Annotated in this window: 27 protein-coding genes; 17 read left to right on the forward strand and 10 right to left on the reverse strand. The window is 72.8% G+C overall.

Going from position 1 to position 24525, the window contains the following annotated elements:
* Positions 1-111 precede the first annotated feature (111 nt).
* From ACZ4UX_RS03025 to ACZ4UX_RS03045, 5 genes are all read left to right on the forward strand, one after another.
* On the forward strand, positions 112-720 hold the full coding sequence (locus ACZ4UX_RS03025) for a TlpA disulfide reductase family protein (RefSeq protein ID WP_329488257.1): 609 nt from the start codon (positions 112-114) through the stop codon (positions 718-720).
* Positions 717-1490 carry a cytochrome c biogenesis CcdA family protein gene (locus tag ACZ4UX_RS03030; RefSeq protein ID WP_329488256.1) on the forward strand — a complete coding sequence of 258 codons (774 nt, stop codon included), beginning with the start codon at positions 717-719 and terminating at the stop codon, positions 1488-1490. The genes ACZ4UX_RS03025 and ACZ4UX_RS03030 overlap by 4 nt, the downstream gene beginning before the upstream one ends.
* Positions 1491-1492: 2 nt before the next feature.
* Positions 1493-3310 carry a cytochrome c biogenesis protein ResB gene (gene resB / locus ACZ4UX_RS03035; RefSeq protein ID WP_465705190.1) on the forward strand — a complete coding sequence of 606 codons (1818 nt, stop codon included), beginning with the start codon at positions 1493-1495 and terminating at the stop codon, positions 3308-3310.
* A gap of 3 nt (positions 3311-3313) precedes the next feature.
* A complete protein-coding gene (ccsB, locus tag ACZ4UX_RS03040) occupies positions 3314-4447 on the forward strand; it encodes a c-type cytochrome biogenesis protein CcsB (RefSeq protein WP_465705192.1) in 1134 nt (377 codons plus the stop codon).
* 123 nt (positions 4448-4570) lie between these two features.
* Positions 4571-4975 carry a hypothetical protein gene (locus tag ACZ4UX_RS03045; protein WP_329488253.1) on the forward strand — a complete coding sequence of 135 codons (405 nt, stop codon included), beginning with the start codon at positions 4571-4573 and terminating at the stop codon, positions 4973-4975.
* A gap of 55 nt (positions 4976-5030) precedes the next feature.
* Here ACZ4UX_RS03045 and ACZ4UX_RS03050 read toward each other — a convergent pair whose 3' ends face one another.
* Positions 5031-6083: a ScbA/BarX family gamma-butyrolactone biosynthesis protein gene (locus ACZ4UX_RS03050; RefSeq protein WP_465705194.1), complete on the reverse strand. Its 1053-nt coding sequence runs from the start codon at positions 6081-6083 to the stop codon at positions 5031-5033.
* A 349-nt stretch (positions 6084-6432) separates the two neighbouring features.
* On the opposite strand from ACZ4UX_RS03050, the gene ACZ4UX_RS03055 reads away from it, so the two are divergent.
* On the forward strand, positions 6433-7038 hold the full coding sequence (locus ACZ4UX_RS03055; RefSeq protein WP_465705196.1) for a ScbR family autoregulator-binding transcription factor: 606 nt from the start codon (positions 6433-6435) through the stop codon (positions 7036-7038).
* Between the two features lie 48 nt (positions 7039-7086).
* Here ACZ4UX_RS03055 and ACZ4UX_RS03060 read toward each other — a convergent pair whose 3' ends face one another.
* From ACZ4UX_RS03060 to ACZ4UX_RS03075, 4 genes are all read right to left on the reverse strand, one after another.
* A complete protein-coding gene (locus ACZ4UX_RS03060) occupies positions 7087-7710 on the reverse strand; it encodes a ScbR family autoregulator-binding transcription factor (protein WP_329488249.1) in 624 nt (207 codons plus the stop codon).
* A gap of 237 nt (positions 7711-7947) precedes the next feature.
* A complete protein-coding gene (locus ACZ4UX_RS03065; protein WP_329488248.1) occupies positions 7948-8160 on the reverse strand; it encodes an acyl-CoA carboxylase epsilon subunit in 213 nt (70 codons plus the stop codon).
* Between the two features lie 60 nt (positions 8161-8220).
* On the reverse strand, positions 8221-9822 hold the full coding sequence (locus ACZ4UX_RS03070) for an acyl-CoA carboxylase subunit beta (protein WP_329488246.1): 1602 nt from the start codon (positions 9820-9822) through the stop codon (positions 8221-8223).
* A gap of 441 nt (positions 9823-10263) precedes the next feature.
* Complete coding sequence (locus ACZ4UX_RS03075; protein WP_359803335.1) at positions 10264-10659, reverse strand: PLD nuclease N-terminal domain-containing protein; 396 nt, start codon at positions 10657-10659, stop codon at positions 10264-10266.
* 113 nt (positions 10660-10772) lie between these two features.
* Here ACZ4UX_RS03075 and ACZ4UX_RS03080 point away from each other — a divergent pair, with 113 nt between their 5' ends.
* On the forward strand, positions 10773-12224 hold the full coding sequence (locus tag ACZ4UX_RS03080; RefSeq protein ID WP_465705198.1) for a menaquinone biosynthesis decarboxylase: 1452 nt from the start codon (positions 10773-10775) through the stop codon (positions 12222-12224).
* On the forward strand, positions 12221-13129 hold the full coding sequence (mqnP, locus tag ACZ4UX_RS03085) for a menaquinone biosynthesis prenyltransferase MqnP (protein ID WP_465705413.1): 909 nt from the start codon (positions 12221-12223) through the stop codon (positions 13127-13129). The genes ACZ4UX_RS03080 and mqnP overlap by 4 nt, the downstream gene beginning before the upstream one ends.
* Positions 13130-13186: 57 nt before the next feature.
* Here the strand turns inward: mqnP and ACZ4UX_RS03090 are convergent, their stop codons facing one another.
* Positions 13187-13399, reverse strand: coding sequence for a DUF4287 domain-containing protein (locus tag ACZ4UX_RS03090; RefSeq protein WP_329488242.1), 213 nt, complete (start codon positions 13397-13399; stop codon positions 13187-13189).
* Between the two features lie 285 nt (positions 13400-13684).
* Here ACZ4UX_RS03090 and ACZ4UX_RS03095 point away from each other — a divergent pair, with 285 nt between their 5' ends.
* Positions 13685-14305, forward strand: coding sequence for a DJ-1/PfpI family protein (locus tag ACZ4UX_RS03095; protein WP_465705200.1), 621 nt, complete (start codon positions 13685-13687; stop codon positions 14303-14305).
* A 10-nt stretch (positions 14306-14315) separates the two neighbouring features.
* Here the strand turns inward: ACZ4UX_RS03095 and ACZ4UX_RS03100 are convergent, their stop codons facing one another.
* The gene (locus ACZ4UX_RS03100; RefSeq protein WP_465705202.1) at positions 14316-14810 is read right to left on the reverse strand and encodes a GNAT family N-acetyltransferase; all 495 of its coding nucleotides are present in this window, start codon (positions 14808-14810) and stop codon (positions 14316-14318) included.
* A 117-nt stretch (positions 14811-14927) separates the two neighbouring features.
* On the opposite strand from ACZ4UX_RS03100, the gene ACZ4UX_RS03105 reads away from it, so the two are divergent.
* Positions 14928-15815, forward strand: coding sequence for an ATP-grasp domain-containing protein (locus tag ACZ4UX_RS03105; RefSeq protein WP_465705204.1), 888 nt, complete (start codon positions 14928-14930; stop codon positions 15813-15815).
* Positions 15816-15846: 31 nt separating this feature from the next.
* Here ACZ4UX_RS03105 and gcvH read toward each other — a convergent pair whose 3' ends face one another.
* Positions 15847-16245 carry a glycine cleavage system protein GcvH gene (gene gcvH / locus ACZ4UX_RS03110; RefSeq protein WP_465705206.1) on the reverse strand — a complete coding sequence of 133 codons (399 nt, stop codon included), beginning with the start codon at positions 16243-16245 and terminating at the stop codon, positions 15847-15849.
* Between the two features lie 171 nt (positions 16246-16416).
* On the opposite strand from gcvH, the gene ACZ4UX_RS03115 reads away from it, so the two are divergent.
* A complete protein-coding gene (locus ACZ4UX_RS03115; RefSeq protein WP_352286258.1) occupies positions 16417-16809 on the forward strand; it encodes a VOC family protein in 393 nt (130 codons plus the stop codon).
* Between the two features lie 15 nt (positions 16810-16824).
* On the opposite strand, the gene ACZ4UX_RS03120 is transcribed toward ACZ4UX_RS03115, so the two are convergent.
* Together ACZ4UX_RS03120 and ACZ4UX_RS03125 are read right to left on the reverse strand one after the other, a co-directional pair.
* Positions 16825-17535, reverse strand: coding sequence for an MOSC domain-containing protein (locus ACZ4UX_RS03120; RefSeq protein WP_352286260.1), 711 nt, complete (start codon positions 17533-17535; stop codon positions 16825-16827).
* Between the two features lie 57 nt (positions 17536-17592).
* Positions 17593-18336 carry a cyclase family protein gene (locus ACZ4UX_RS03125; protein ID WP_352286262.1) on the reverse strand — a complete coding sequence of 248 codons (744 nt, stop codon included), beginning with the start codon at positions 18334-18336 and terminating at the stop codon, positions 17593-17595.
* Positions 18337-18403: 67 nt separating this feature from the next.
* On the opposite strand from ACZ4UX_RS03125, the gene ACZ4UX_RS03130 reads away from it, so the two are divergent.
* From ACZ4UX_RS03130 to ACZ4UX_RS03155, 6 genes are all read left to right on the forward strand, one after another.
* Complete coding sequence (locus ACZ4UX_RS03130; protein ID WP_465705208.1) at positions 18404-19057, forward strand: UbiX family flavin prenyltransferase; 654 nt, start codon at positions 18404-18406, stop codon at positions 19055-19057.
* A 141-nt stretch (positions 19058-19198) separates the two neighbouring features.
* Entirely contained in the window at positions 19199-19660 is a 462-nt protein-coding gene (locus ACZ4UX_RS03135; protein WP_329488232.1) for an Lrp/AsnC family transcriptional regulator, read from the forward strand.
* 4 nt (positions 19661-19664) lie between these two features.
* Positions 19665-20627, forward strand: coding sequence for a threonine ammonia-lyase (locus ACZ4UX_RS03140; RefSeq protein WP_329488231.1), 963 nt, complete (start codon positions 19665-19667; stop codon positions 20625-20627).
* A 62-nt stretch (positions 20628-20689) separates the two neighbouring features.
* The gene (gene mqnE / locus ACZ4UX_RS03145) at positions 20690-21853 is read left to right on the forward strand and encodes an aminofutalosine synthase MqnE (RefSeq protein ID WP_360630456.1); all 1164 of its coding nucleotides are present in this window, start codon (positions 20690-20692) and stop codon (positions 21851-21853) included.
* Positions 21854-21978: 125 nt separating this feature from the next.
* Positions 21979-23250, forward strand: coding sequence for a L,D-transpeptidase family protein (locus ACZ4UX_RS03150; protein ID WP_465705211.1), 1272 nt, complete (start codon positions 21979-21981; stop codon positions 23248-23250).
* Between the two features lie 131 nt (positions 23251-23381).
* Complete coding sequence (locus ACZ4UX_RS03155; RefSeq protein WP_329488228.1) at positions 23382-24326, forward strand: beta-ketoacyl-ACP synthase III; 945 nt, start codon at positions 23382-23384, stop codon at positions 24324-24326.
* The last annotated feature ends 199 nt before the right edge of the window (positions 24327-24525 follow it).

The raw sequence follows: 24525 nt of genomic DNA on the forward strand, positions 1-24525 counted from the left end.
CCGCCGTCGGGTGGTCTGGATCCAGCCGCAGGTCAGAGGGGGTTCGACACGGAATGTCGGACCCCCCCGAACCTGCCCGGAACTCCATGCGAAACTTTTCACATGTCTGGCATGACGCGCCCCCGTCCCCGTGTCGCCGCAGCGGCCGCCGCCACCGCCGCCGCTGCCGCGCTCGCCCTCAGCGGCTGCAGCTCCTCAGGTTCGTCGGCCAGCGGTGACGGCCAGATCGGCTTCGTCTCGGCCAAGGGCAGCAACATCTCCAAGGCCGCGGTGGGGCACCGCCAGGACGCGCCGGACCTCTCCGGCACCACCCTGGAGGGCACCCCGGTCAAGCTCTCGGACTACCGGGGCAAGGTCGTCGTCCTCAACGTCTGGGGCTCCTGGTGCGGGCCCTGCCGGGCCGAGGCGGACGACCTCCAGCGGATCTGGGACAAGTACAAGGACCAGGGCGTCCAGTTCCTCGGCATCAACACCCGGGACCCGGAGATCACCAACGCCGTCCGCTTCGAGCAGGAGCGGGGGGTCACCTACCCGAGCCTCTACGACCCGGCCGGGACGCAGCTGCTGAAGTTCCCCAAGGGCAGCCTCAACCCGCAGTCCGTGCCGACCACCATCGTGGTCGACCGGGAGGGCAGGCTCGCCGTGCGGGCCGTCGGCGGCCAGCTGGACGACGGCCTGGAGTCGATGCTCCAGCCGGTCCTCGCGGAGCAGCAGCAGTGAGTGCCGCGGCCCAACTCGCCGACACCACCGGGACCATCCAGAGCGGGGCGCTGCTGGTGGCCGCGCCGATCGCGCTGGTGGCCGGTCTGGCGTCGTTCTTCTCGCCGTGCGTGCTGCCGCTGGTGCCCGGCTACCTCTCCTACGTCACCGGCTTCTCGGCCGCCGACCTCGCCGACGCGCGCGGGGCCCGGCGCGGCCGGATGCTGCTCGGGGTGCTGCTGTTCATCCTCGGCTTCACCGCCGTCTTCGTCTCCACCGGCGCGCTGTTCGGCTTCTTCGGCTCGACCCTCCAGGAGCACCGGCGGGTCATCTCGATCGTGTTCGGCGCGCTGACCATCGTGATGGGCCTCGCCTTCATGGGCCTGGTGCCCGGGCTGAGCATGCGCGAGGTGCGCTCGCACCGCCGCCCGGCGGTCGGCCTGCTCGGCGCGCCGATGCTGGGCGTGGTCTTCGGCGTCGGCTGGACGCCCTGCCTCGGCCCGACCCTGGCCGCCGTCCAGAACCTGGCGCTCAACGAGGCCGACGCCGGCCGCGCCGCGCTGCTGATGACGGCCTACTGCCTGGGCCTGGGCGTACCGTTCGTCGTGGCCGCGGTGGCCTTCCGCCGGGCCCTGGGCGCCTTCGGCTGGGTCAAGCGGCACTACCCGCTCGTCATGCGGATCGGCGGCGGCATGCTCGTCGCGGTCGGTCTGCTGCTCGTCACCGGGGTCTGGGACTCGATGGTGAACGAACTGCAGTCCTGGACCGCCGACTTCCAGATCGGAATCTGACCGTGAGCAAGACCACGACCGATACCGAGCTGCCCCCCCAGGCGGTCGAGGACGCGGCCGAGCGGCTGACCAGCGCCCCGGTCGAGTCGGACGGCCCCGGTGGGATAGGGGCGTTCGGCTGGCTGCGCTGGATGTGGCGCCAGCTGACCTCGATGCGGGTCGCGCTGATCCTGCTCTTCCTGCTCTCGCTGGCCGCCATCCCGGGCTCGCTGATCCCGCAGAGCGGCCAGAACGAGTTCAAGGTCGAGACCTGGAAGGCCCGGCACACCACGGTCGCGCCGATCTACCAGAAGCTCCAGCTGTTCGACGTCTACAGCTCGGTCTGGTTCTCGGCGATCTACATCCTGCTGTTCGTCTCGCTGGCCGGCTGCATCGTCCCGCGCACCTGGCAGTTCGTCGGCGTGCTGCGCGCCCAGCCGCCGGCCGCGCCGCGCAACCTGACCCGGATGCCGGTCTACGCGGCCTGGCGCACCGAGGCGGACGCCCGGGAGGTGAACGCCGCCGCGCACCGGCTGCTGCGGCGCCGCCGATTCCGGGCGAACCTGGCCGGCGGCGCGGTGGCCGCCGAGAAGGGCTACCTGCGCGAGGTCGGCAACCTGGTCTTCCACCTGTCGCTGTTCGCGCTGCTCGGCGGCTTCGCCTGGGCGAGCCTGGCCAGCGGCACCGGCGGCAAGCTGATGGTCGCCGGCGAGGGCTACTCCAACACGATCACCCAGCTCGACGACTTCACCGGCTCGCGGTTCTACAGCTCCCAGGACCTCGACCCGTTCTACCTGAAGCTCAACGACTTCACCTCGCGCTTCCAGACCAAGGGCGACCAGATCGGCGCCGCCCGGGAGTTCACCGCGAACGTCGAGTACTACTCCGGCAGCGACGCGTCGAAGCTGAAGCAGGGCTCGATCGAGGTCAACCACCCGCTGGAGATCGGCGGCAGCAAGGTCTACCTGATCGGCCACGGCTACGCCCCGGTGGTCACCGTGCGCAACGCCGCCGGAACGGTGGTCTACACCGGTGCGACGCCGTTCCTGCCGCAGGACCCCAACCTGACCTCCACCGGCGTCATCAAGGTCTCCGACTACGGCGAGAAGGACGGCAAGCGGACCCAGATGGGCTTCTCCGGCTTCTTCCTGCCGACCGCCCCGGTGGCCTTCGACGCCAACACCGGTCCGCGCTCGCTCTTTCCTGGCGACGCCGACCCGGCGCTGGTGCTGAACGCCTTCGCGGGCGACCTCGGCACCGACTCCGGCCTGCCGCAGAACGTCTACCAGCTCAACACCAAGAACCTGACGCAGCTGCAGCAGGACGGCAAGATCGCCAAGGTCCGGCTGAAGCCGGGCCAGGCGTGGGACCTGCCGGACGGCTACGGCAGCGTCACCTTCGAGGGCTACAAGCAGTGGGCCAGCTTCAACGTCTCGCACCGCCCGGGCAACGCGATCGCCCTGACCGGCGGCGTGCTGGCGATCCTCGGCCTGATCGGCTCGCTCTTCGTGCAGCGCCGGCGGATCTGGGTGCGCGCGGTGGCGCTGCCCGGCGGCGGCACCCTGGTCGAGCTGGCCGGGCTGGGCCGCAGCGAGTCGGCGAAGACCGCCGAGGAGCTGGCCGAGCTGGCGGTCGACCTCCAGGACGACGCTCCGGCGGCCGACGAGCCGGACTCCGGCGCGACCGGTCCCCACCGGCCGGATGAACCCGCCGGGGCCGCCGAGGCCGCCGAGCCCGATCAACCCGCCGAGCCCGCCGGGCCCGACGGGGCCGCAGCGCCCCCCGAGCCCTCGGCACCCGCAGACCCCGCAGTCCCTGCCGACCAGAACTCCAAGGAGTAGACGGTGCATCTCGCCTCGGCGGTCGACCCACAGCTGGCCGACCTGTCCAACAAGCTGATCTACTCGGCCATGGCCGTCTACCTGATCGCCATGTTCGCCTACATGTTCGAGTGGACGTTCGGTTCCAAGGGAGCCGTCGCCGTCCGTTCGTCCGCGCAGGCGGGCCTGGCCGAGACCGTCGCCGAGGCCGCGCCCGCGGCCGGGGGCGGCAAGAAGGTGACCGTCACGGTCGCCTCGGCCGGCGGCGGCACCACCACGCTCACCCGCACCGCGCTGGCGGGCGAGGGCGCGACGGTGGTCACCAGCGGGCGCGGCGACGGCGAGGTGGACGGCCCGGGCGCGGCCGGCACCAGCGAGAAGGCCGACCTGTCGGGCCGGATCGCGATCTCGCTCACGGTGCTCGGCGCCATGCTGCACGCGGGCGGCGTGGTCACCCGCGGCCTCTCGGTCTCACGCTGGCCGTGGGGCAACATGTACGAGTTCTCCTGCGCCTTCGCGCTCGCCATGACGGTGGCCTTCCTCGGCCTGCTGCTCACGAAGAAGCCGGTCCGCTGGCTCGGCCTGCCGGTCACCCTGGCGGTGCTGCTGACCCTCGGCATCGCCGTCTCGGTGCTGTACACCGAGTCCGAGCAGCTCGTCCCGGCGCTCCACTCGTACTGGCTGGCGATCCACGTCTCCACCGCGATCATCTGCGGCGGCGCCCTGTACGCGGCGTTCATCGCGACCCTGCTGTACCTCGGCAAGGACTCCTTCGACAAGCGGATGGCGGCCGGCCTGGCCAAGGGCCCGCTCGGCACCTCGCCGTCGATCTGGCGCCGGCTGCCCGCCGCCTCCACGCTCGACAAGCTGTCCTACCGGATCAACGCCCTGGTCTTCCCGCTCTGGACCTTCACCATCATCGCGGGCGCGATCTGGGCCGAGGCCGCCTGGGGCAAGTACTGGGAGTGGGACCCGAAGGAGACCTGGTCGTTCATCACCTGGGTCGCCTACGCCTGCTACCTGCACGCCCGCGCCACGGCGGGCTGGCGGGGCCGCAAGGCCGCGTACCTCGCGGTGCTGGCCTTCGCCTGCTACCTGTTCAACTACTACGGCGTGAACATCTTCGTCACCGGCAAGCACTCGTACGCGGGGCTCTGACCGGGGCTGCACCACCCACCGGCCCGGCGCTCCGACCAAGGAAGCCGGGCCGTGGTGCGACAGGGGTAGTTCGTGCCGGCCACCCGGTCCGGCACGGGGAGGAACCGAGGAGGAAATCGCGCAATGGAGTGCGACGAGGTCATGCTGACCGTCCGAATCACCGCCGCCGAGCGCACGCTGCTCCGCAGACTCGCCCAGGGGCACCGCAGCGACGTGTCCGAGGTCGTGGCCGACGGCTTGCTGGACATCATTCCGACGCTCAGCTCGCAGGCGGACGCCTACCGGCTGCTGGGCGCCCTGACGGCCCCCGCGCCGTGCGCGCTGACCGTCTGGCTGCCGACGCCGCTGGCCGATCTGCTGGTGCCGGGGGCGGCCCGGATCGCCCAGGTGACGCAGGTGCGGATCGGCTCGGCCAGCGCCATGCTGGGCGCCGCGCTGCGGCTCTGGCTGGCCCAGGACCCGACCAGGCTGGCCGCCAACCTCAGCGTGATGCACGCCGGCCGCCCCGCGGCGCTGGTGGCCGCCTGAGGGTGCGGACGAGGGGCCTGCCGGCCGCCCCCCGGCCCCGGACACCGGTCCGGGGTCAGCTGGCGAGCGGCAGGCCCCTCGCGCGTCCGGAGCCGGCCGGGCGGGTGTCCCGGGCCTCCTGCCGGGCCGGCTCGGTCAGCAGCCGGCACTCGGCCGCCGTCCGGCCGTCCTGGACCAGCTGGACCCGGACCGGTACCCGCCGGCCGTCCGCGCCGCTCTCCCGGACGGCCCGCACCAGGCAGGGCCGGTCCAGCTCGATGAAGCGGTCGAACGAGGACAGCAGCTCGACCGGCACCACCGGCTCGGGGTGCCGCAGCCGCTGGGCGGCCTGCCGGGCGGCCTCCAGCACCAGCATCCCGGGGACGTGGTCGGCCGCCGGGTCGAACAGCACCGGGTGGCCGGGGTCCACCCGCAGCAGCCAGCTGTCCGGCGCGGGGGACGCGCCGAGCACCACGTCGGCGGACCGCTCGCGGCCGACGAGTTCGGGCGCGGTCGGCGCGGACAGCGCCGCGGCCCGCATCGAGGGCGCGCCGGACAGCCGGGGAGGCACCGGCCGGGGCCCCGGACCGCGCAGCCGGGCGTAGGCGACGGGGGAGTGCACTCGTAGCTCTCCGGAGCCGTGGCCGACCGGACGGCCGTCCCGCTCGACCTCGACGTGCACCCGCAGCGAGGCCGGTCGGCCGTGCCGCATCCGGACGTCCAGGCAGCCGACCTTGAGCATCAGCGAGGCCGGTCCGGCGCCCACGGCGAGCCCGTCCAGCCCGGCCGGGCCGAGCGTGAAGCAGAGTTCGTCCAGCGTGAAGTGGTGGCCGCGCGGCACGCCGAAGCCGACGTGGCCGATCAGCAGACCGGCCTGCCGGACGGTCTCGGCCATCAGCAGCGGGTCGTGGTGCCGGTCGTCCGGCAGCCGGTAGAACCCGTGCAGCCGCGGCCATTGGGCGCCCAGCAGGAAGTCGTAGGGGCCGGTCGACTGCCAGCCCGTGATGAGGACGTCGGAGACGCAGGAGCGGTGGACCAGGTGCCGGGAGACGGTCCGCTCGTGGAAGTCGTAGCCGGGACCGGGGTGGGCATAGGGGATGCCGGCGTCCGGATCTACGATCAATGGCATGACTGGCCCCACTCCCGGGTCTCGGCCGACCGGCCGCGCAGACGGCCTCGGTAAAACATACAGACCACCCGGTTTGCGCACTACTGGCGGGGTCGTCGCTGCCGAGCACTCCGCGTGATCACGGTACCCGCGGGCCTGGACTGCGGGAACGGCCCGAGGGGAGAAGTCCGCGCCCCGGACGGGCGCCGATCCCCCTGGACGGCGGCGTCGAGCGAGGGGCTAGATTAGATACCAACCATGCGGTTTGGGATGGCCCGTCCGCATGCGAGGCGTCGCACCATCGACGACGACGCCCTGAGAGCAGCCGGGCGAGCCGCGATCTCGCCGGCGCCGAGGCCGGAGGGGCCGAGTGGTCAAGCAGGAACGCGCGGGTCGGACCAGGCAGGCCGTCCTGCTCGCCGCGGCGGTCACCTTCGCCGACGCGGGGTTCGAGTCCGCCAGCCTGATCGACATCAGCCGCCGGGCGGGCGTCAGCAAGGGCGCGCTCTACTTCCACTTCGTCTCCAAGCAGGCACTCGCCGACGGCGTCCGGGCCGCGGCCGGGCGCGAGATCGGCTCGGCCGCGCTCCGCGCCCTGCGCGGTGGCGGACCGGCCCTCCAGGGCCTGATCGACTTCTCGCACGAACTGGCCCGGCTGCTCCGCGAGGACGTCGTGGTCCGGGCCGGAGTCCAGCTCGGCCAGGGCGCCCGGGGCGGCTCGGACGCCTGGCACAGCCTGACCGCCGTGGTCCGGCGGCTGCTGGAGCGCGCGGCGGCGGCCGGCGAGCTGCGCCCGGGGCTGGACCCGCGCCCGGCCGCCGAACTGCTCACCACCCTGGCGGCGGGGCTGGTGCTGCTCGCCCCCGAGGACGCCGAGCGGCTCCGCCCGGAGGCGGTGCGGAGCCTGTGGGGAGCGGCGCTGCCCGCGCTGGTCCCGGGGGACCGCTGCGCCGCCTACCGGACCTGCGCGCCGTAGCGCCGCATGCCGCGATCGGCGGCCGCCGCCGGACCGGCCCCCGCCGGATCACCCGCCGCCCGCGCCCCGCTCGGCCACGCTGAGCCGGGCGAGCGCGTGCGGCTGGACCAGTCCCGGCAGCAGCAGCGTCCAGAGGTCGGTCATCCGCTGGAGGAGGTCCCGGCGGCCAGCCAGCACCTGGGAGCTCAGCTGGATCCCGGTCACCGCCCCGGTGATCACCCCGGCCGCCGCCGCGACGTCCAGGCCCGGGTGCAGGTCGCCGGCCTCCCGGGCCTGCTCCAGCAGCGCGCGTGCCGCGTCCGACCAGCCCTGGTAGGCCTCGATCTGCGGCTGGGTGAAGCTGCCGTGCTCGATCGTCAGCCGGATGCTGCCGCGCACCAGCGGATCGTCCAGCAGGGCGTGGGCGAAGGCGTACCCCAGGTCGATCAGGGTCTGCACCGGGCTGTCGGAGGTCGGCCGCCAGGTGGCGAGCCAGTCGGCCTGGCCCTCGATCACGGCCAGCGCCAGCTCCTCCTTGGAGTGGAAGTGGAAGTACAGCGCCCCCTTGGTGACGCCGGCCCGCTCCAGGATGTCCGCCATGGTGGCCGCGGCGTAGCCGCGTTCGTCGAAGACTTCGGCCGCGGCGAGGAGCACCGCCTGGCGGGTCGCCAGTGCCCGGGCCTGCCTGGCCATCGCAGCCTCCCTGGGTAGTTCGCACGCTCCGGCAGCGGCTGATCCTAGGGCCGCGACGGCGCGGAGATCACATACCGTCCAGTAGGTATTCTACCGAGCCGCCCCGGGCCCGACCGGGACCGTCCGGGGCCGGGGCGGGTCCGTCCGGGCCGGGACGCCCGGTGAGCGGGGCTCCGGTACGCCGATGGCCGGCCACCCGGGGAGGGTGGCCGGCCATCGGGCGGGCGTGTCGGGCCGTCAGGCGGCCTGCTGCCAGCTGACCGGCGAGTAGTACGCCGGGCGGCGCTCCAGGCGCTGCCAGCTGGCGATCGGCTCGATCGGGGCGGCGGCGGCCGCGGCCTGCTGGGCGGCCGCGGCGCGGGCCAGCAGGACGGCGGTCAGGGCGGCGAGTTCCTCGTCGTCGAGGGAGCCGCGGACGATACGGACGAGAGGTTCGGCGGAAGCGGTCATGATTCGGTTTCTCCCCCGGCGCAAGTGTGGTGTGTGGTCGGTGGCGTGGTAACCGCGGTGCTACATCGGCGGGTTGCCGTGCTTGCGGGACGGCAGGTCCGCGTGCTTCGTCCGCAGCATGGCCAGCGAGGAGGCCAGGACCTGGCGGGTCTCGGCCGGGTCGATGACGTCGTCCACGAGGCCGCGCTCGGCCGCGTAGTACGGGTGCATCAGTTCGTTCTTGTATTCCTTGATCTTCTGCGCCCGCATCGCCTCGGGGTCCTCGGCGCCGTTGATGTCCCGGCGGAAGATCACGTTGGCGGCGCCCTCGGCGCCCATGACGGCGATCTCGTTGGTCGGCCAGGCGAACGAGAGGTCCGCGCCGATCGAGCGGGAGTCCATCACGATGTACGCGCCGCCGTAGGCCTTGCGCAGGATGAGCTGGATGCGCGGCACGGTGGCGTTGCAGTAGGCGTAGAGCAGCTTGGCGCCGTGCCGGATGATGCCGTCGTGCTCCTGGTCGACGCCGGGCAGGAAGCCGGGCACGTCGAGCATGGTGACCAGCGGGATGTTGAAGGCGTCGCACATCTGGACGAAGCGCGCGGCCTTCTCGCTCGCGTTGATGTCCAGCACGCCGGCCAGCGACTGGGGCTGGTTGGCGATGATGCCGGTGACGTGGCCGTCGATCCGGGCGAGCACGCAGAGCACGTTGGTGGCCCAGCGCTCGTGGACCTCCAGGTACTCGCCGTGGTCGACGATCTCCTCGATCACCTTGCGCATGTCGTACGGGCGGTTGCCGTCGGCCGGCACCAGGTCGAGCAGCACGTCGTTGCGGCGGTCCACCGGGTCGTCGCTGACGACCGTCGGCGGCATCTCGCGGTTGTTCTGCGGCAGCAGCGAGAGGAGGTAGCGGACCTCCTCGATGCAGGACTGCTCGTCGTCGTACGCGAAGTGCGAGACGCCGGAGACCGCGGAGTGGACGTCGGCGCCGCCGAGGCCGTTCTGGGTGATCTTCTCGCCGGTCACCGCCTGGACCACGTCCGGGCCGGTGATGAACATCTGCGAGGTCTCGCGGACCATGAAGATGAAGTCGGTCAGGGCCGGGGAGTACGCGGCGCCGCCGGCGCACGGGCCGAGCATCACCGAGATCTGCGGGATGACCCCGGAGGCCCGGGTGTTGCGCTGGAAGATGCCGCCGTAGCCGGCCAGGGCGGTGACGCCCTCCTGGATGCGGGCGCCGGCGCCGTCGTTCAGCGAGACCAGCGGGGCACCGGCCGCGATGGCCATGTCCATGATCTTGTGGATCTTCTGCGCGTGGGCCTCGCCCAAGGCGCCGCCGAAGATCCGGAAGTCGTGGGCGTAGGTGAAGACGGTCCGCCCGTGCACGGTGCCCCAGCCGACGACCACGCCGTCGGTGTGCGGCTTCTTGGCCTCCAGGCCGAAGCCCTGGGCGCGGTGCCGGCGCAGCGGCTCCACCTCGCGGAACGAGCCCTCGTCGAGCAGCAGCTCGATGCGCTCGCGTGCGGTCAGCTTGCCCTTGGCGTGCTGGGCCTCGGTGGCCTTCTCGCTCGGGCCGCGGCGGACCTGGTCGCGCAGTTCGTGCAGCTCGGCGACCCGCCCGTGGGCGTCGGCCGCGATCTCGGGGATCTCGTCGCCGACCGGCGCCTCATGCACAACCGTCATCTCGAACCACTCCAAGGGTGAGGGAACTGTCCGACAGCCAACGTCTGCTGTGCCCCCGGCTGCGAATCACTTTCTTCACTTATGACTGTACGAGGGGCCGCACGCTGGTTTCGGCGTCGATTCCGTACAAGGTCGGGTCCGTTTAGATGTCAGGGCTGCACAGAAACCGGTCGGTGGGACTGCGTACGGTAGGTGTCCGTTCGATTACCCGAAGCTGTCGTCACGGCTTCCGGAAGATGATCTGAACATGAGGGAACGTGCAGGTCAGGGGAGTGCGCCGAGGGGCCGGGCGGGGCGCTCCGCAGAGGGCCGCCGACGGCCGCCGGGCGGTCGCGGCCGGCGCGGCGCAGCGGGTCGGGGCGTCCGCCACTCGTAGGGATGCGCCAAAAACACCGCAGCCCACCCGGAACCGGTCCGGCTGGGCTGTCCGGGGTAGCCGGGTCAGCTCTTCCGGCCGTCCTCCGGCTCGTCCTTGCCGCGCAGCTCCTCCTCGCGGCGGCGCAGATCGGCCTCCCACTGCTTGAGCATGTCCTCGTGCTTCTTGTCGTCCTTCTTCAACGAGGCGAGGAACTCGGGGTCGTCGTCCGGCGCGAGCGGCCGGCCGCCGCGCGGGCGCTCGTACTCCGGGGAGCCGCCGGGGCCGCCGGCCACCGCCGCGCCACGCCGCTTGCCGGCCACCAGCCAGGCGATCGAGCCGACCAGCGGGAAGAGCAGCACGATGATCACCCAGACCACCTTGGGCAGGTGCTTCACCTCGTCCTCGGGCGTGGTCAGGCAGTCGATGAACGCCCACACCCAGAGGGCGAGCGGGAGTACGAAGGTCAGGATCCTCAGCACGGCGGCGATCTCCCCCGGCGACGGCGGTTTGCGGCGGGCGGCCCGGAAGCGGTGGACGGCTTCACGGGGGCCCTTGACCGAGCCAGGCTATCGGGTGGCGGATACTGGCTGGCATGGCATACGACGATCTCCGCTCGTTTCTGCGGGCCCTCGACCGCGAGGGCGATCTCAAGCGCATCAAGGCCGAGGTGGACCCCCATCTGGAGATCGGCGAGATCGTCGACCGGGTCCAGAAGGCCAAGGGCCCGGCCCTGCTGTTCGAGAACGTCAAGGGCTCGTCGATGCCACTGGCGATGAACGTCTTCGGCACCGAGGCCCGGCTCGCCAAGTCGCTCGGCCTCAAGGGGCCCGAGGACATCGCCGAGAAGATCGCGGGGCTGCTCAAGCCGGAGCTGCCGCAGGGCTTCACCGGCTTCCGGGACGCCTTCGGCAAGCTCGCCTCGATGGCCCACGTGCCGCCGAAGAACGTCAAGGACGCCCCGGTCCAGGAGGTCGTGCTCACCGGCGACGACGTCGACCTGGACGCCCTGCCGGCCCTGTTCACCTGGCCGCTGGACGGCGGCTCCTTCTTCAACCTGGGCCTGACCCACACCAAGGACCCGGACAGCGGCGTGCGCAACCTGGGCCTCTACCGGCTCCAGCGGCACGACCGGCGGACCATCGGCATGCACTGGCAGATCCACAAGGACAGCCGCAACCACTACGCGGTGGCCGCGAAGCGCGGCGAGCGGCTGCCGGTCGCGATCGCCTTCGGCTGCCCCCCGGCCGTCACCTACGCCGCCACCGCGCCGCTGCCCGGTGACATCGACGAGTACCTGTTCGCCGGCTTCGTGGCGGGGGAGCGGGTGCGGATGGTCGACTGCAAGACCGTCCCGCTGCAGGTCCCGGCCGACGCCGAGGTGGTGCTGGAGGGCTGGCTGGAGCCCGGCGAGATGCTGCCCGAGGGTCCGTTCGGCGACCACACCGGCTTCTACACGCCGCAGGAGCCCTTCCCGGCGCTGACGATCGACTGCGTGACGATGCGCCGCCGGCCGATCCTGCAGTCCATCGTGGTCGGCCGGCCGCCGACCGAGGACGGCCCGCTGGGCAAGTTCACCGAGCGGTTCTTCCTGCCGCTGCTGAAGATCATCATCCCGGACATCGTCGACTACGACCTGCCCGAGGCCGGCGGCTTCCACAACTGCGTGATCGTCTCGATCGACAAGAAGTACCCCAAGCACGCCCAGAAGACGATGCACGCCATCTGGGGCGCCCACATGATGTCGCTGACCAAGCTGATCATCGTGGTGGACTCCGACTGCGACGTGCACGACTACCAGGAAGTCGCCTGGCGGGCCTTCGGCAACGTCGACTACAGCCGGGACCTCACCGTCGTGGAGGGCCCGGTCGACCACCTCGACCACGCCTCCTACCAGCAGTTCTGGGGCGGCAAGGCCGGTATCGACGCGACCCGGAAGCTGCCCGAGGAGGGCTACACGCGCGACGGCGGCTGGCCGGAGATGGTGTCCTCCGACCCTGCCGCCGCCGCCCTGGTGGACCGCCGCTGGAAGGAGTACGGGCTCTGATGAGTACCGCCGCCGCCCTCCCCGACGTCCCGCCCGGCAAGGTCAAGGCGTTCCTGCGGCTGGTGATGATCGAGCACTCGGTCTTCGCCCTGCCCTTCGCCTACATCGCCGCGCTGACGGCCATGTTCCTCGCCGACGAGCGGGTGCACTGGGCCGAACTGTTCATCGTCACGGTCTGCATGGTCGGTCTGCGGACCTTCGCGATGGCCGCCAACCGGATCATCGACCGCGAGATCGACGCCCGCAACCCGCGCACCGCCGGGCGCGAACTGGTCACCGGCGCGGTGTCGGTGAAGACGGCGTACACCGGCTCGGCGGTCGCGCTGGTGGTCTTCCTCGGCGCCGCCGCGCTGCTCAACCCGCTCTGCCTGGCGCTGGCGCCGGTCGCCGTCGTGCCGATGGTGGTCTACCCGTACGGCAAGCGGTTCACCGACTTCCCGCAGGCGATCCTCGGCCTGGCCCAGGCGATGGGCCCGGTCGGCGCCTGGCTCGCCGTCACCGGCTCCTGGTCCTGGGACGCGGTCGTGCTCGGCGTGGCGGTGGGCATCTGGATCGGCGGCTTCGACCTGATCTACGCCTGCCAGGACGTCGCCTCCGACCGGTCGGGGGGCGTGCGTTCGGTACCGGCGCGCTTCGGCGTCCCGGCGGCGATCCGCGGCGCCCGCGCCTGCCACGTGCTGACCACGCTGCTGCTCGGCTGGTACGCCGTGCTGACCGACGCCGGTCCGGCGTTCTGGGTCGGCCTGCTCGTGGTGGCCGGGGCGTTCGTCTACGAGCACACCATCGTGAAGCCCCACGACCTGTCGAAGCTGAACCGGGCGTTCTTCCAGACCAACGGCTTCGTCGGCATCTCGCTGTTCTTCTTCGCCCTGGTGGACCTGCTCCTGCGCGGTCTGGGGACCTGACCCGGATCCGCTCGTACCCGGCCGGGGCCCGGACGCCCCGGCCGGGCCCGGCCCGTCCTACCGGCCGGCGTCCTCGTCGAGGGTGTGCTTCACCAGGGCGTTGGCGTGGCCGTGGCCCAGTCCGTGCTCGGACTTGAGCCAGCCGACCAGTTCGCCGTGCCTGGTCAGCGGCGAGGAGCGGATCAGCTCCTTCCAGTGCGCGACCGGCCGGCCGTACGTCTTCTCGATCGACGGGAAGTAGCTGGCGGGGCCCTTCACGGATGCGGTCACGGGAGTCTCCTGTCGGGGTGTTCGGTCGCCTTCGCGCGGTGCTTACGAGAGTTGGACCGGAGCGGACCGCCGAACTCATCGGTCCGCCGGAGTGATCCGCGTCACAGGGGTGCCCGGTACGCGCTCGGCCCGGCGCAGGACGGCCGCCGGGCCGCCATCGGGGCCGGGTTCGACGCGCTGCGCCGACGGCCCCCGGTATTCCCCCGCGGCCGCGCGATCACTCCATCCCGTGAACCCGGCCGCGCGGCCGACCGGCCCGGGCGGGGCCGCCGCTACGCTGCGCCCATGGACATCGTGATCCCGCTCTTCGACCGTTTCGAGCCGCTCGACGCGATCGGGCCGTACGAGATCCTCGGCCATGTCCCGGGCGCCGAGGTGCGCTTCGTCGCGCCCGAGCCGGGGCGGGTCACCGATGCGCTGGGGGCGCTGACGGTCGACGTCCCCACCCGGTACTCGGAGATCGGGTCCTGCGACGTGTTGCTCGTCCCCGGCGGCGCCGGGGCCCGGGCGCTGGTCGCCGACGAGGAGTTCCTGGACTGGGTCCGGGCGGTGCACGGGGAGAGCGGGTTCACCACCTCGGTCTGCACCGGCGCGCTGGTGCTCGGCGCGGCCGGGCTGCTCAAGGGCCTCACCGCCACCACCCACTGGGCGGCGGTCGCCGAGCTGGAGGCCCATGGCGCCACCTACACCGCCGAGCGGGTCGTCCGCCACGACCGGATCATCACCTCGGCCGGGGTCTCCGCCGGCATCGACATGGCCCTGCGGCTCGCCGCCCTGCTCACCGACGACCTCACCGCCCAGGCCATCCAGCTCTGCACCGAGTACGACCCGCAACCCCCGTTCGACACCGGCTCGGTGGCCAAGGCCCCGGCCGCCGTCCTGGAGCGCACCCGCACCCTCGGCTGAGGAGCCGCCGCTACCGCGGGGCGTCGAGGCCGCGCCGGTACCGCAGACCGGGGCGGCTGTCGACGACGGTCTCCCCGGTCACGGTGAACCCGGTCCGCCGCAGCACCGCCCGCGACGCCGGGTTGTCGAGCGTGGTGACGGCGGTGAGTCCGGTCAGGCCGTACTCCGCGGCGGCCAGGCGGCACACCTCCTCGACGCCCGCCGTCGCCGCGCCCCGGCCGACGGCCCGCTCGCCGATCCGGTAGCCGAGTTCGGCGCTCCCGGCCGCCACGTCCACCAGGTTGACCCGGCCGAGCAGCTCGCCGCGCTCGTCGACCAGGAGGTGGAAGTGGCAGGCCCCGGCGTCCTGTTCGGCGAGCAGCGCGCGGTGCCGGTCGGCGAACGCCGCGAAGTAGTCGTCCCCGCGGTCGGGGACGGACCGGGCGAAGTACTCCCGGTTCTCCCGTTCGAAGGCCAGCAGGGCCGGCGCGTGGTCGGCCCGCAACCGCTCCAGTCTCATCGTCATGCCCCGAGGCTAGGAGCGGCGTGGACCGGGCGTCCGCCCGGGGCCACCGGTTCGGCCCGCCTGCTCGCCGCTCCCTAGACTCGGAAGATCGTCGACCGGCCGGACGGGAGAGCACGCATGGGTACTGCCAGGATCGCGGTCGTCACCGCCACCGCCGCCGCGGAGTACGACGCCGACCTGCCGCTGATCCTGGAAGCGCTGAGGGCGGGCGGCCTGGCGGCCGAGGCGGTGCCCTGGGACGCGGCCGCCCCGGGGTGGGAGGAATTCGACCTGGCGGTCGTCCGGTCGACCTGGGACTACGCGGAACGCCTCGACGAGTTCCTGGCCTGGGTCGACACGACGGCCCGCGCCACCCGGCTGCGCAACCCGGCCCCGGTGGTGCGCTGGAACAGCGACAAGCGCTATCTGTCGGTGCTCGCCGAGCGCGGCGTGCCGGCCGTGCCGACGCGGTTCGTCGCCCCCGGCGACCGCTGCGACGAGGCGGACTTCGACCTGGCCCCAGGGGTGGTGGTCAAGCCCGCCGTCTCGGCCGGGGCGCAGGACACCGCCCGCTACGAGCCCGGCCGGGCCGCCGACGCGCTCCGCCACGCCCGGATGCTGCTGGAGCGGGGGCGGACGGTGATGGTGCAGCCGTACCTGCCGCTGGTGGAGGAGGGGGAGCGCGCGCTGGTCTTCATCGCGGGAGCCTTCAGCCACGCGATCCGCAAGGGGCCCGTGCTGACCGAGCCCGGGGTGATCGACAACGACCGGATGCCCCACCCCGGCGTCACCCCGTATCTGCCGACCGAGGCGGAACTGCGCACCGCCCGAGCGGCGTTGGCGGCCGTCCCGGCACCGGACGCCCTGCTGTTCGCGCGGGTGGACCTGGCGCTGAACGACGCCCGCGAGCCGGTGGTGATGGAACTGGAGCTGATCGAGCCGAACCTGTTCCTGCGGAGCGCCCCGCAGGGGCTGGCACGCCTGGTCGACGCGGTGGCCGCCGAGAGCCGGCGGCCGGCCGGGTAGCCCGCCGCCGTGCCCCGGGGCCGGACGGCGGCTACTCGGCCGTCTCGGACGTGATGTAGTCCTGGTACTCGGCCGCCGTCAGCAGGTCCTCCAGGCCGCTGCCCGCCGCCGGGGTGACCTCGATGATCCAGCCGTCGTCGTACGGGTCGTCGTTGAGCAGCTCGGGGGAGTCGTTCAGCTCCTCGTTCACGACGCTCACCGTGCCGCCCAGCGCCATGTAGAGCTCGCTCACCGACTTCACGGACTCCACGCTGCCGAACGGCTCGCCGGTCTCGAACACGTCCCCCTGCTTGGGCAGTTCGACGAAGACGATGTCGCCGAGCTGCCTCTGGGCATGGTCCGTGATGCCGATCCGCAGCCGGCCGTTGTCCAGGGACCGCACCCACTCGTGGTCCTTGGAGTACTTCCGGTCGTTCGGGATGTTCGCCATGGGGCTCTCCGGGGGTTCGTCGCCGCGTGGCTGACGGTGCGCCAGCCGCGCGGACGAGCCTGCTACAGATCCCGGGGCCCGGCCGGGACGTTCACTCGTAGGAGTGAGTCCCACCCTCCGGCCCGCGGAGGACAATGGCGGCGAACCGCCCGTCCGCCACCAGGGAGCGCCGTGATCGGCACACTGCAGTGCATCGTCCTCGACTGCCCGGAGCCGGCCGTGCTGGCCCGGTTCTACGCGGCCCTGCTCGGCGGCGAGGTGGACCGGCCGGACCCCCGGTGGTCGCTGGACGGCGCGTGGTCGACCCTGCACGTCGGGGGCGGCCCGGTGCTCTGCTTCCAGGGCGTGGCCGACCACCGGCCGCCGCGCTGGCCCGACCCGGCCCACCCGCAGCAGGCGCACCTGGACATCGACGTGCCGGACCTCGACCGGGCCGAGCGGGAGGTTCTCGCCCTCGGCGCCACCCGGCTGGGCGACGCCGGCGGTTGGAGGATCTACGCCGATCCCGCCGGCCACCCGTTCTGCCTGCTCCCGGCCGCCTCCGGGAGTGGCCCGCGGGCCTGACGGGAGCGGCCGGACTCAGCCGAGTGACAGTTCGTCACCGACGCTCAGGCGCCCGGGAGCCACCACCTCGGCGAGGGCGTCCAGCCGGCCGTCGTGGGCCTGGACGATGGCCTTGAGGATCTCCGGGGCGTGCGGCAGGCCGGGCTGGGCGACGGTGGTCATGGCGCAGCGCTCGCTGGCCCGGACGAAGGAGAGCCGGGCACCGGTGCCGGCGCCGCCCTCGCGGCCGAACCAGCCGTCCTCGACGAACGGCGGGGTGCCGGGCGGTGTCCGCAGCAGGATGTTGGGCCGGAACCGCCGCACGTCCACGACGACGGAGGGCGCGGCCCCGCAGACCCAGTCCAGGGTCGCGGTGGTGAGCACGCTGACCGGCAGCTGGTCGAAGTGCGAGACGGCGTCCTCGCGGGCGAGCGCGACGTCCGGGCGCTGGAGGTAGGCGCGCAGGAAGGCGGTGGGATCGGCGACCGGCCGGCCCAACGGGTCGAACAGCTCGGGGCCGTCGAGCCGGCGGCCGAGCCGGGAGGAGAGCCGCAGCAGGCCGTCCATCCGGCGGAAGCGCCGGGTGTTCTTGCCGGAGCCCAGCTTCCCGGCGCCGTCGCGCACCGCGTAGAGGCGGTCGCCGGCCAGGCCGCGCTCGTCCAGCTCGACGGAGTCGAGCCGCTCGCCGCCGGTGGACTTCACGGGGTAGCGCCAGAGCTGCTCGATCACTCCGATGATCTCTGCCATGGCGCGCAAGCGTAGCGGCGCCCGGCGGGGATGGTCTAGACCAAGTGCCGACGAGCGTCAGCCCAGTCGCGCCACCGCCCGGACGGGCGCCCCGTCGGCGGCCACCAGACGCAGCGGGAACAGCGACACCTCCACCGGCCGGCCGGCCTGCTGGGCGTCCAGCAGCGCCCGCAGATCGGTCAGGTTCTCGGCGATCACGCCCCCGCCGGAGGCCCCGAGCAGCACCCGGTGCGCGGCCAGCGTGGGCTCCGGGGCGGCGGGTTGGTCGTGCTCGTCGGTCAGGTCGGCCAGCAGCGCGGCGACCGCCGGGTCGCCCGGGCCCGGGTCGGGGGTGGGGTCGACGCTGAGCGCGTCCACCCCCACCGTCCGCACCCCGGCGGCGACGATCGCCTCGGCCGCCGCCGCGCTCAGGCTGGGATGGGCCAGGTAGACGTCGGTGCCCCAGTGCCGGGCCCAGCCGGTGGCCAGCAGCAGCACGGTGCCCTCGCCCGCCCGCTCCAGCGCCGGGGCGAGCTGCTCCGGGGTCACCTCGGCCCGCGGCTCCAGCCCCCGCAGGTCGGCGACGACGGCCGGCCCGGTGAACCGCTCCAGCGGGAGCCCGTCCAGGGTGGGCCAGGTGACGTCCACGTGGTACGGCGCGTCCACATGGGTGCCGGACTGCGAGCCGAGGTGCACGGCCAGCACGTTCACCCCGGCGGTGGCGGTGGTGAGCACGGGCGTCAGGACGACGGCCGGATCGCCGGGGTAGACCGGCATCGCGGTGGTCACCTGATGGGTGAGGTCGACGAGGGTCGCTGCCATGGCGCCCATCCTCGCAGGGGTGAACGCGGATGGGCCCGCCCCGGGGGCCGCCGTATAGAAAGGGGCCATGGGAACAGAAACGCGTCAGCCATGGGTGGTCGGGGTCTCGGGCGCCTCCGGTACGCCGTACGCCGCCTCGGTGATCCGGGCGCTGCTCGCCGCCGGGGAGCCGGTGGACCTCGTGGTCAGCCGGGCCGCCCGGCTGACCATCCTGGACGAGACCGGCATCTCCTTCCGGGACGCGCACTGGCGCGCCGACCTCGCGGCCTGGCTGGGCGGCGACGAGGGCCTCGACGACGTCCGGTACTGGTCGTCCGGGGACTTCGCGGCCGGGCCGTCCAGCGGCTCCTACCCGGCCAAGGGCATGCTGGTCGTCCCCGCGACCACCGGCGCCGTGGCCGGGATCGCGCTCGGCCTGAGCAAGGACCTGCTCCAGCGGGCCGCCAGCGTCACCCTCAAGGAGCGCCGGCCGCTGGTGGTCTGCGTCCGGGAGGCGCCGCTCAACGGGGTGACCCTGAAGCACCTGGTCGAGCTGGACGCGCAGGGCGCCGTCGTGCTCCCCGCCTCGCCCGGTTTCTACGCCGGCGGCTCCACCGTCCGCGAACTGGTCGATTTCGTGGCCGGCCGGATCCTGGACGCCGTCGGCGTCCCGCACACGCTGTACCGGCGCTGGGAGGGCGAGTTGGGCGCGGCCGCCCGCCCGGCAGGCCAGGGCGGGTGAAGGCCGGTCCCGGGGGGAGTGGGCGGCCCCGGGGCAGGAGAGTATGTTCTCTGCGATATCCGGGTTGTTCCGCGCACGGCGCCTTTGAATCCGGATAATGATCTGTGGGTCTGGTGAGGTTCGGAAGGACGCGGACGGTATATGGACACGGTGGACAGACAGCTCATCCAGGCGCTCCGGGAGAACGGCCGCGCGTCCTACGCCGAGCTGGGCCGACTGGTGGGCCTCTCCGGCCCGAGCGTCACGGACCGGATCAACCGTCTGGAGCAGGCCGGGGTCATCACCGGCTACCGCGCGACGGTCAATCCGGCGTCGCTCGGCTTCGGCGTCACGGCCCTGATCGGCCTTCAGCTCACCGACGCGGCCGACCACGAGGACGTCGCGTTCCGGCTGAAGGACCTCGGCGAGGTCGAGGACTGCTGGTTCATCGCCGGTGACGACTCGTACATGCTCAAGGTCCGGGTCTCCGACGTGGAGGGCCTGGAATCGGTGGTCAAGCGGATCTCCGGCACGAAAGGCGTGGCCCGGACCCGTACGACCGTCGTACTCTCCACGAAGTGGGAGAACCGGGTGAGCGAACTCCCGATGGTCGAAGGCGAGTAACACGATGGCACTGGTCGGTCTGGAGGAGCTGCGCGCGGCTCGGCAGCGGATCGCCGGGGTGGCGGTCCGCACTCCGCTGGTCCCCGCCCCCTGGGCGGGCGACGGCGAGCGCCGGCTCTGGCTCAAGCCGGAGAACCTCCAGCCGACCGGCGCCTTCAAGACCCGCGGTGCCTACAACCGCCTCGCCGCGCTCGACGACGAGGAGCGGGCCCGCGGTGTGGTCGCCCAGTCCAGCGGCAACCACGCCCAGGCGGTGGCGTACGCGGCCGGGCTGCTCGGCATCAAGGCCGTGATCGTGATGCCGGACACCTCGCCGGCGGTCAAGGTCGAGGGCACCCGCTCGTTCGGCGCCGAGGTGCTGCTGGTCTCGCCGGAGGAGCGGGACACCGTGCCCGGCGAGCTGGCCGAGCGGCACGGCTACGTCTGGGTGCCGCCCTACGACGACCCGTACATCATCGCGGGCCAGGGCACGGTCGGCCTGGAGATCGCCGAGGACGCCCCGGCCGAGCTGGACACCGTGCTGGTGCCGGTCAGCGGCGGCGGCCTGATCTCCGGCGTCGCGGCCGCCCTCAAGCTCACCCGCCCGGGTATCCGGGTGGTCGGCGTCGAGCCGGAGCTGGCCGCCGACGCCCAGGCCAGCCTGCGGGCCGGCGAGCGGCTGGCCTGGCCGGTCGCCGACACCTACCGGACCATCGCGGACGGGTTGCGCACCCCCTCCGTCGGCGAGCTGCCGTTCCAGCACCTCACCGCGTACGTGGACGACATCGTCACCGTCACCGAGGACGAGATCCGCGCCACGGTGGCCGTGCTGGCCCGGCGCGGCCGGCTGGTCGCGGAGCCCTCCGGCGCGGTCGCCCCAGCGGCGTACTTCCACCGCGCGGGCGAGATCGGTGGCCGCGCGGTGGCCGCCGTGGTCAGCGGTGGGAACATCGATCCGGCGCTGCTCGCGGAGCTGCTCGCGGCGTGACGCCGGCATAGGCGTACGCTCGGTCCGGCAACGATTCGAAGTCGGAGGAGGCGGGGCACCGCATGGACGCAGGGCTCAAGCGCGAGCTGGAGGCGAAGGTCTACGCGGGTGAGCGGCTGACCCGCGAGGACGGGATCGCGCTCTACGAGAGCGACGACCTGGCCTGGCTGGGCGGTCTGGCCCACCACGTGCGGACGCGGAAGAACGGCGATGTCGTCCACTTCAACGTCAACCGCCACCTCAACATGACCAATGTGTGCAACGCGTCCTGCGCGTACTGCTCGTTCCAGCGCAAGCCGGGCGAGAAGGACGCGTACACGATGCGCATCGAGGAGGCCGTCCGCCTCGCCAAGGCGATGGAGGTCGACTCCCTCACCGAGCTGCACATCGTCAACGGGCTGCACCCGACCCTGCCGTGGCGCTACTACCCGCGCTCGCTGCGGGAGCTGAAGGCGGCCCTGCCGAACGTCTCGCTGAAGGCCTTCACCGCCACCGAGATCCACTGGTTCGAGAAGATCAGCGGCCTGCCGGCCGACGAGATCCTGGACGAGCTGATCGACGCCGGCCTGGAGTCGCTGACCGGCGGCGGCGCGGAGATCTTCGACTGGGAGGTCCGCCAGCACATCGTCGACCACGACACCCACTGGGAGGACTGGTCGCGGATCCACCGCCTCGCGCACAGCAAGGGCCTGAAGACGCCCTCCACCATGCTGTACGGCCACATCGAGGAGCCCCGCCACCGAGTCGACCACGTGCTGCGGCTGCGTGAGCTGCAGGACGAGACCGGCGGTTTCCAGGTCTTCATCCCGCTGCGCTACCAGCACGACTTCCACGACTCCAAGGACGGCGTCGTGCGCAACAAGCTGATGGCGCGCACCGAGATGGCCACCGGCGCCGAGGCGCTGAAGACCTTCGCCGTCTCCCGGCTGCTGTTCGACAACGTGCCGCACGTCAAGGTCTTCTGGGTGATGCACGGCGTCACCACCGCGCAGCTGGCGCTCAGCCACGGCGCGGACGACATGGACGGCTCGGTCGTCGAGTACAAGATCACCCACGACGCGGACAACTTCGGCACGCCGAACAAGCTCGGCCGCGACGACCTGCTCGGGCTGATCCGGGACGCCGGGTTCCGCCCGGTGGAGCGCAACACCCGCTACGAGATCATCCGGGAGTACGACGGCCCGGACCTGACGCGCCGGGAGACCCCGCAGGCGATGCGCCTCTGACCGGTCCCCGACCGGCTTCCACCGCCTCCCGGGCCGCCCGTCGGCCCGGGAGGCGGTGTTCTTCACCGGGTCCGCACAGGCCCCCGGGTTTCCCAACCGGGTCCGGGTTTGGCAGGATCAGCGCCATGTCCGGTTCCCATCGCGCCACCGCGTACCCGTCGTACGAGCCGATGCACGAGCCGGTGTACGAGGTGCCGCAGCAGTCCTACGGGGTCTACGAGCAGCAGTCCCACCAGGGCTGGGACGCTCCCGCGCAGGCCGTGGCCGACCCGAACCAGCCGTTCTACGACAGCTGGAACGGCTACCCGCAGCAGGACCACTGGAACCACCAGGCCCACCAGAACCACCCGGACCACCAGGCGGTCTACGTCCCGCAGGTCACTGCCGCCGAGGGCTACGACGCCTACGACCGGCCGTTCCAGCCCCAGCCCGTCGAGCCGGCGGCGCCGCTCGCCGCCGCACCGGTCCGGCCCCGGGGCCAGGCACCCGCGGCCGAACCGGCCGCCGCCGCGGCCGGTCCCCGGGCGGCCGCCCGCGGCCACCGCCGCAAGCCCAAGAAGAAGCGCGGGGGCAAGGCCGTGACCGCCGGCACCGCGCTGCTGCTCGCGGCCGCCGCGGGCTGGTACACCGTCGGCCAGGACTCCGGCCACCCGGGCGTGACCGCCGCCGACGGCCCCGGTCCGGAGGGCGTCTCCGCCCCGGACCAGCCCTCCCCGGCCGCCGCCGCGCCGGCCGCCCAGGCCGCGAGCGACCGGCACACCGGGGCCCCCGCCGCCGACCGCAGCGAGTCCCGCCCGGACGGCTCGGTGGCCGCGATACCCGGTCTGGGGGCCGCCTTCACCGCGCGGATACCCGCCGAGACCACCCAGGTCGTGCTCGCCTCCGGTCAGGACAAGGACGCCAACCGGACCGCCGTCACGCTCTGGACCCGCACCGCCGAGGGCCGCTGGCTGGCCGGCGAGACCTGGCAGGGGCACAACGCCAACAAGGGCTGGACCACCGACCACAACGAGGGCGACCTGCGCAGCCCGATCGGGGTCTTCTCGCTCACCGACGCGGGCGGCCGCAACGCCGACCCCGGCAGCCGCCTCCCGTACGACAAGGACGCCAACTTCGTGGTCTCCGGGAAGGGCTTCGCGGGCGAGTCGCTGGCCGGCTCCTTCGACTACGTGATCGCGATCAACTACAACCGGGTGCCCGGCAACTCGCCGCTCGACCCGCGACGCCCCAGCGGCTCCTCCAAGGGCGGCGGCATCTGGATCCACGTCGACCACGGCGGCCCGACGCACGGCTGCGTCTCGGTGCCCGAGGACAAGATGGCCCAGCTGATCCGCACCCTCGATCCGGCGGCCCATCCGGTGATCGTGATGGGTGACTCGGCCTCACTGGCCGCCTGAACCGGCCGTCCGGACCGCCGCCACTCCCCAGGCGCCGCAACGGCCCTTGTCGGCCTCCTACAGCTTCCGGGGGCGGATCCTGTAGCCGGTCGCGCCCCGCTGACCAGCGGGTAACCCGGTTGAGTGGCTGTATGAGCGGTTCGCGCATTGTGGCACTCGGCCACTACCAGCCCCCCAAGGTCCTCACCAACGACGACCTGGCGGTGCTGGTCGACACCGACGACGAGTGGATCCGCAGCCGGGTGGGGATCCGGACCCGCCACATCGCCGAGGGTGAGACCCTGGTCGACCTGGCCACCGAGGCGGCCCAGAAGGCGCTGGCCAACAGCGGCCGCTCGGCCGCCGAGATCGACCTGGTCGTGGTCGCCACCTGTACCGCGGTCGAGCGCAGCCCCAACACGGCCGCCGCCGTCGCCGCCCGCCTCGGCGTGCGCGCGCCCGCCGCCTACGACATCAACACGGTCTGCTCGGGCTTCTCCTACGCGCTGGCCACGGCCGACCACGCGATCCGGGCCGGTGCGGCCACCCGCGCGCTGGTGATCGGCGCCGAGCGGATGTCGGACACCCTCGACTGGACCGACCGGACCACCTGCGTGATCTTCGGGGACGGTGCCGGCGCGGCGGTGGTGGAGGCCCAGGAGGAGGGCGCCGAGCCGGGCATCGGCCCGGTGGTCTGGGGCTCGGAGCCGGAGAAGAGCGACGCCGTGGTGATCACCGGCTGGGATCCGGTGATCAGCCAGCAGGGCCAGTCGGTGTTCCGCTGGGCCACCACCCAGATCGCCCCGCTGGCCCGGAAGACCTGCGAGAAGGCCGGCATCGACCCGTCCGAGCTCAAGGGCTTCGTGCCGCACCAGGCGAACCTGCGGATCATCGACGCGATCGCCGCCAAGCTGGGCGCGCCCGACGCGGTGGTCGCCCGGGACGTCGTGGTGTCCGGCAACACCTCGGCCGCGTCCATTCCGCTGGCCTTCTCCAAGATGGTCGAACGCGGCGAGCTGTCGCCCGGCGACCCGGTCCTGCTGTTCGGCTTCGGCGGCGGCCTGGCGTACGCCGGCCAGGTCGTCCGCTGCCCCTAGCGGCCCCCTGAGCATCCAGGGCACCCCAGGGCACCCCAGGGAGCCCCAGGGCGCCCGCCACGGCCCCTCCGGGCCCCCGGGCGTCCCCGGAGGCCCGGAAGCCCCCTCTCACACGCACATGCCGGTGGGGGGGGGGGGGGGGCCAGTTGGTTTCCACCCGCACGTCCTGGCCAGCTGTGTCAGGCCGGGGGAGTCCCCC

Source organism: Kitasatospora sp. NPDC028961 (genome assembly GCF_055564815.1).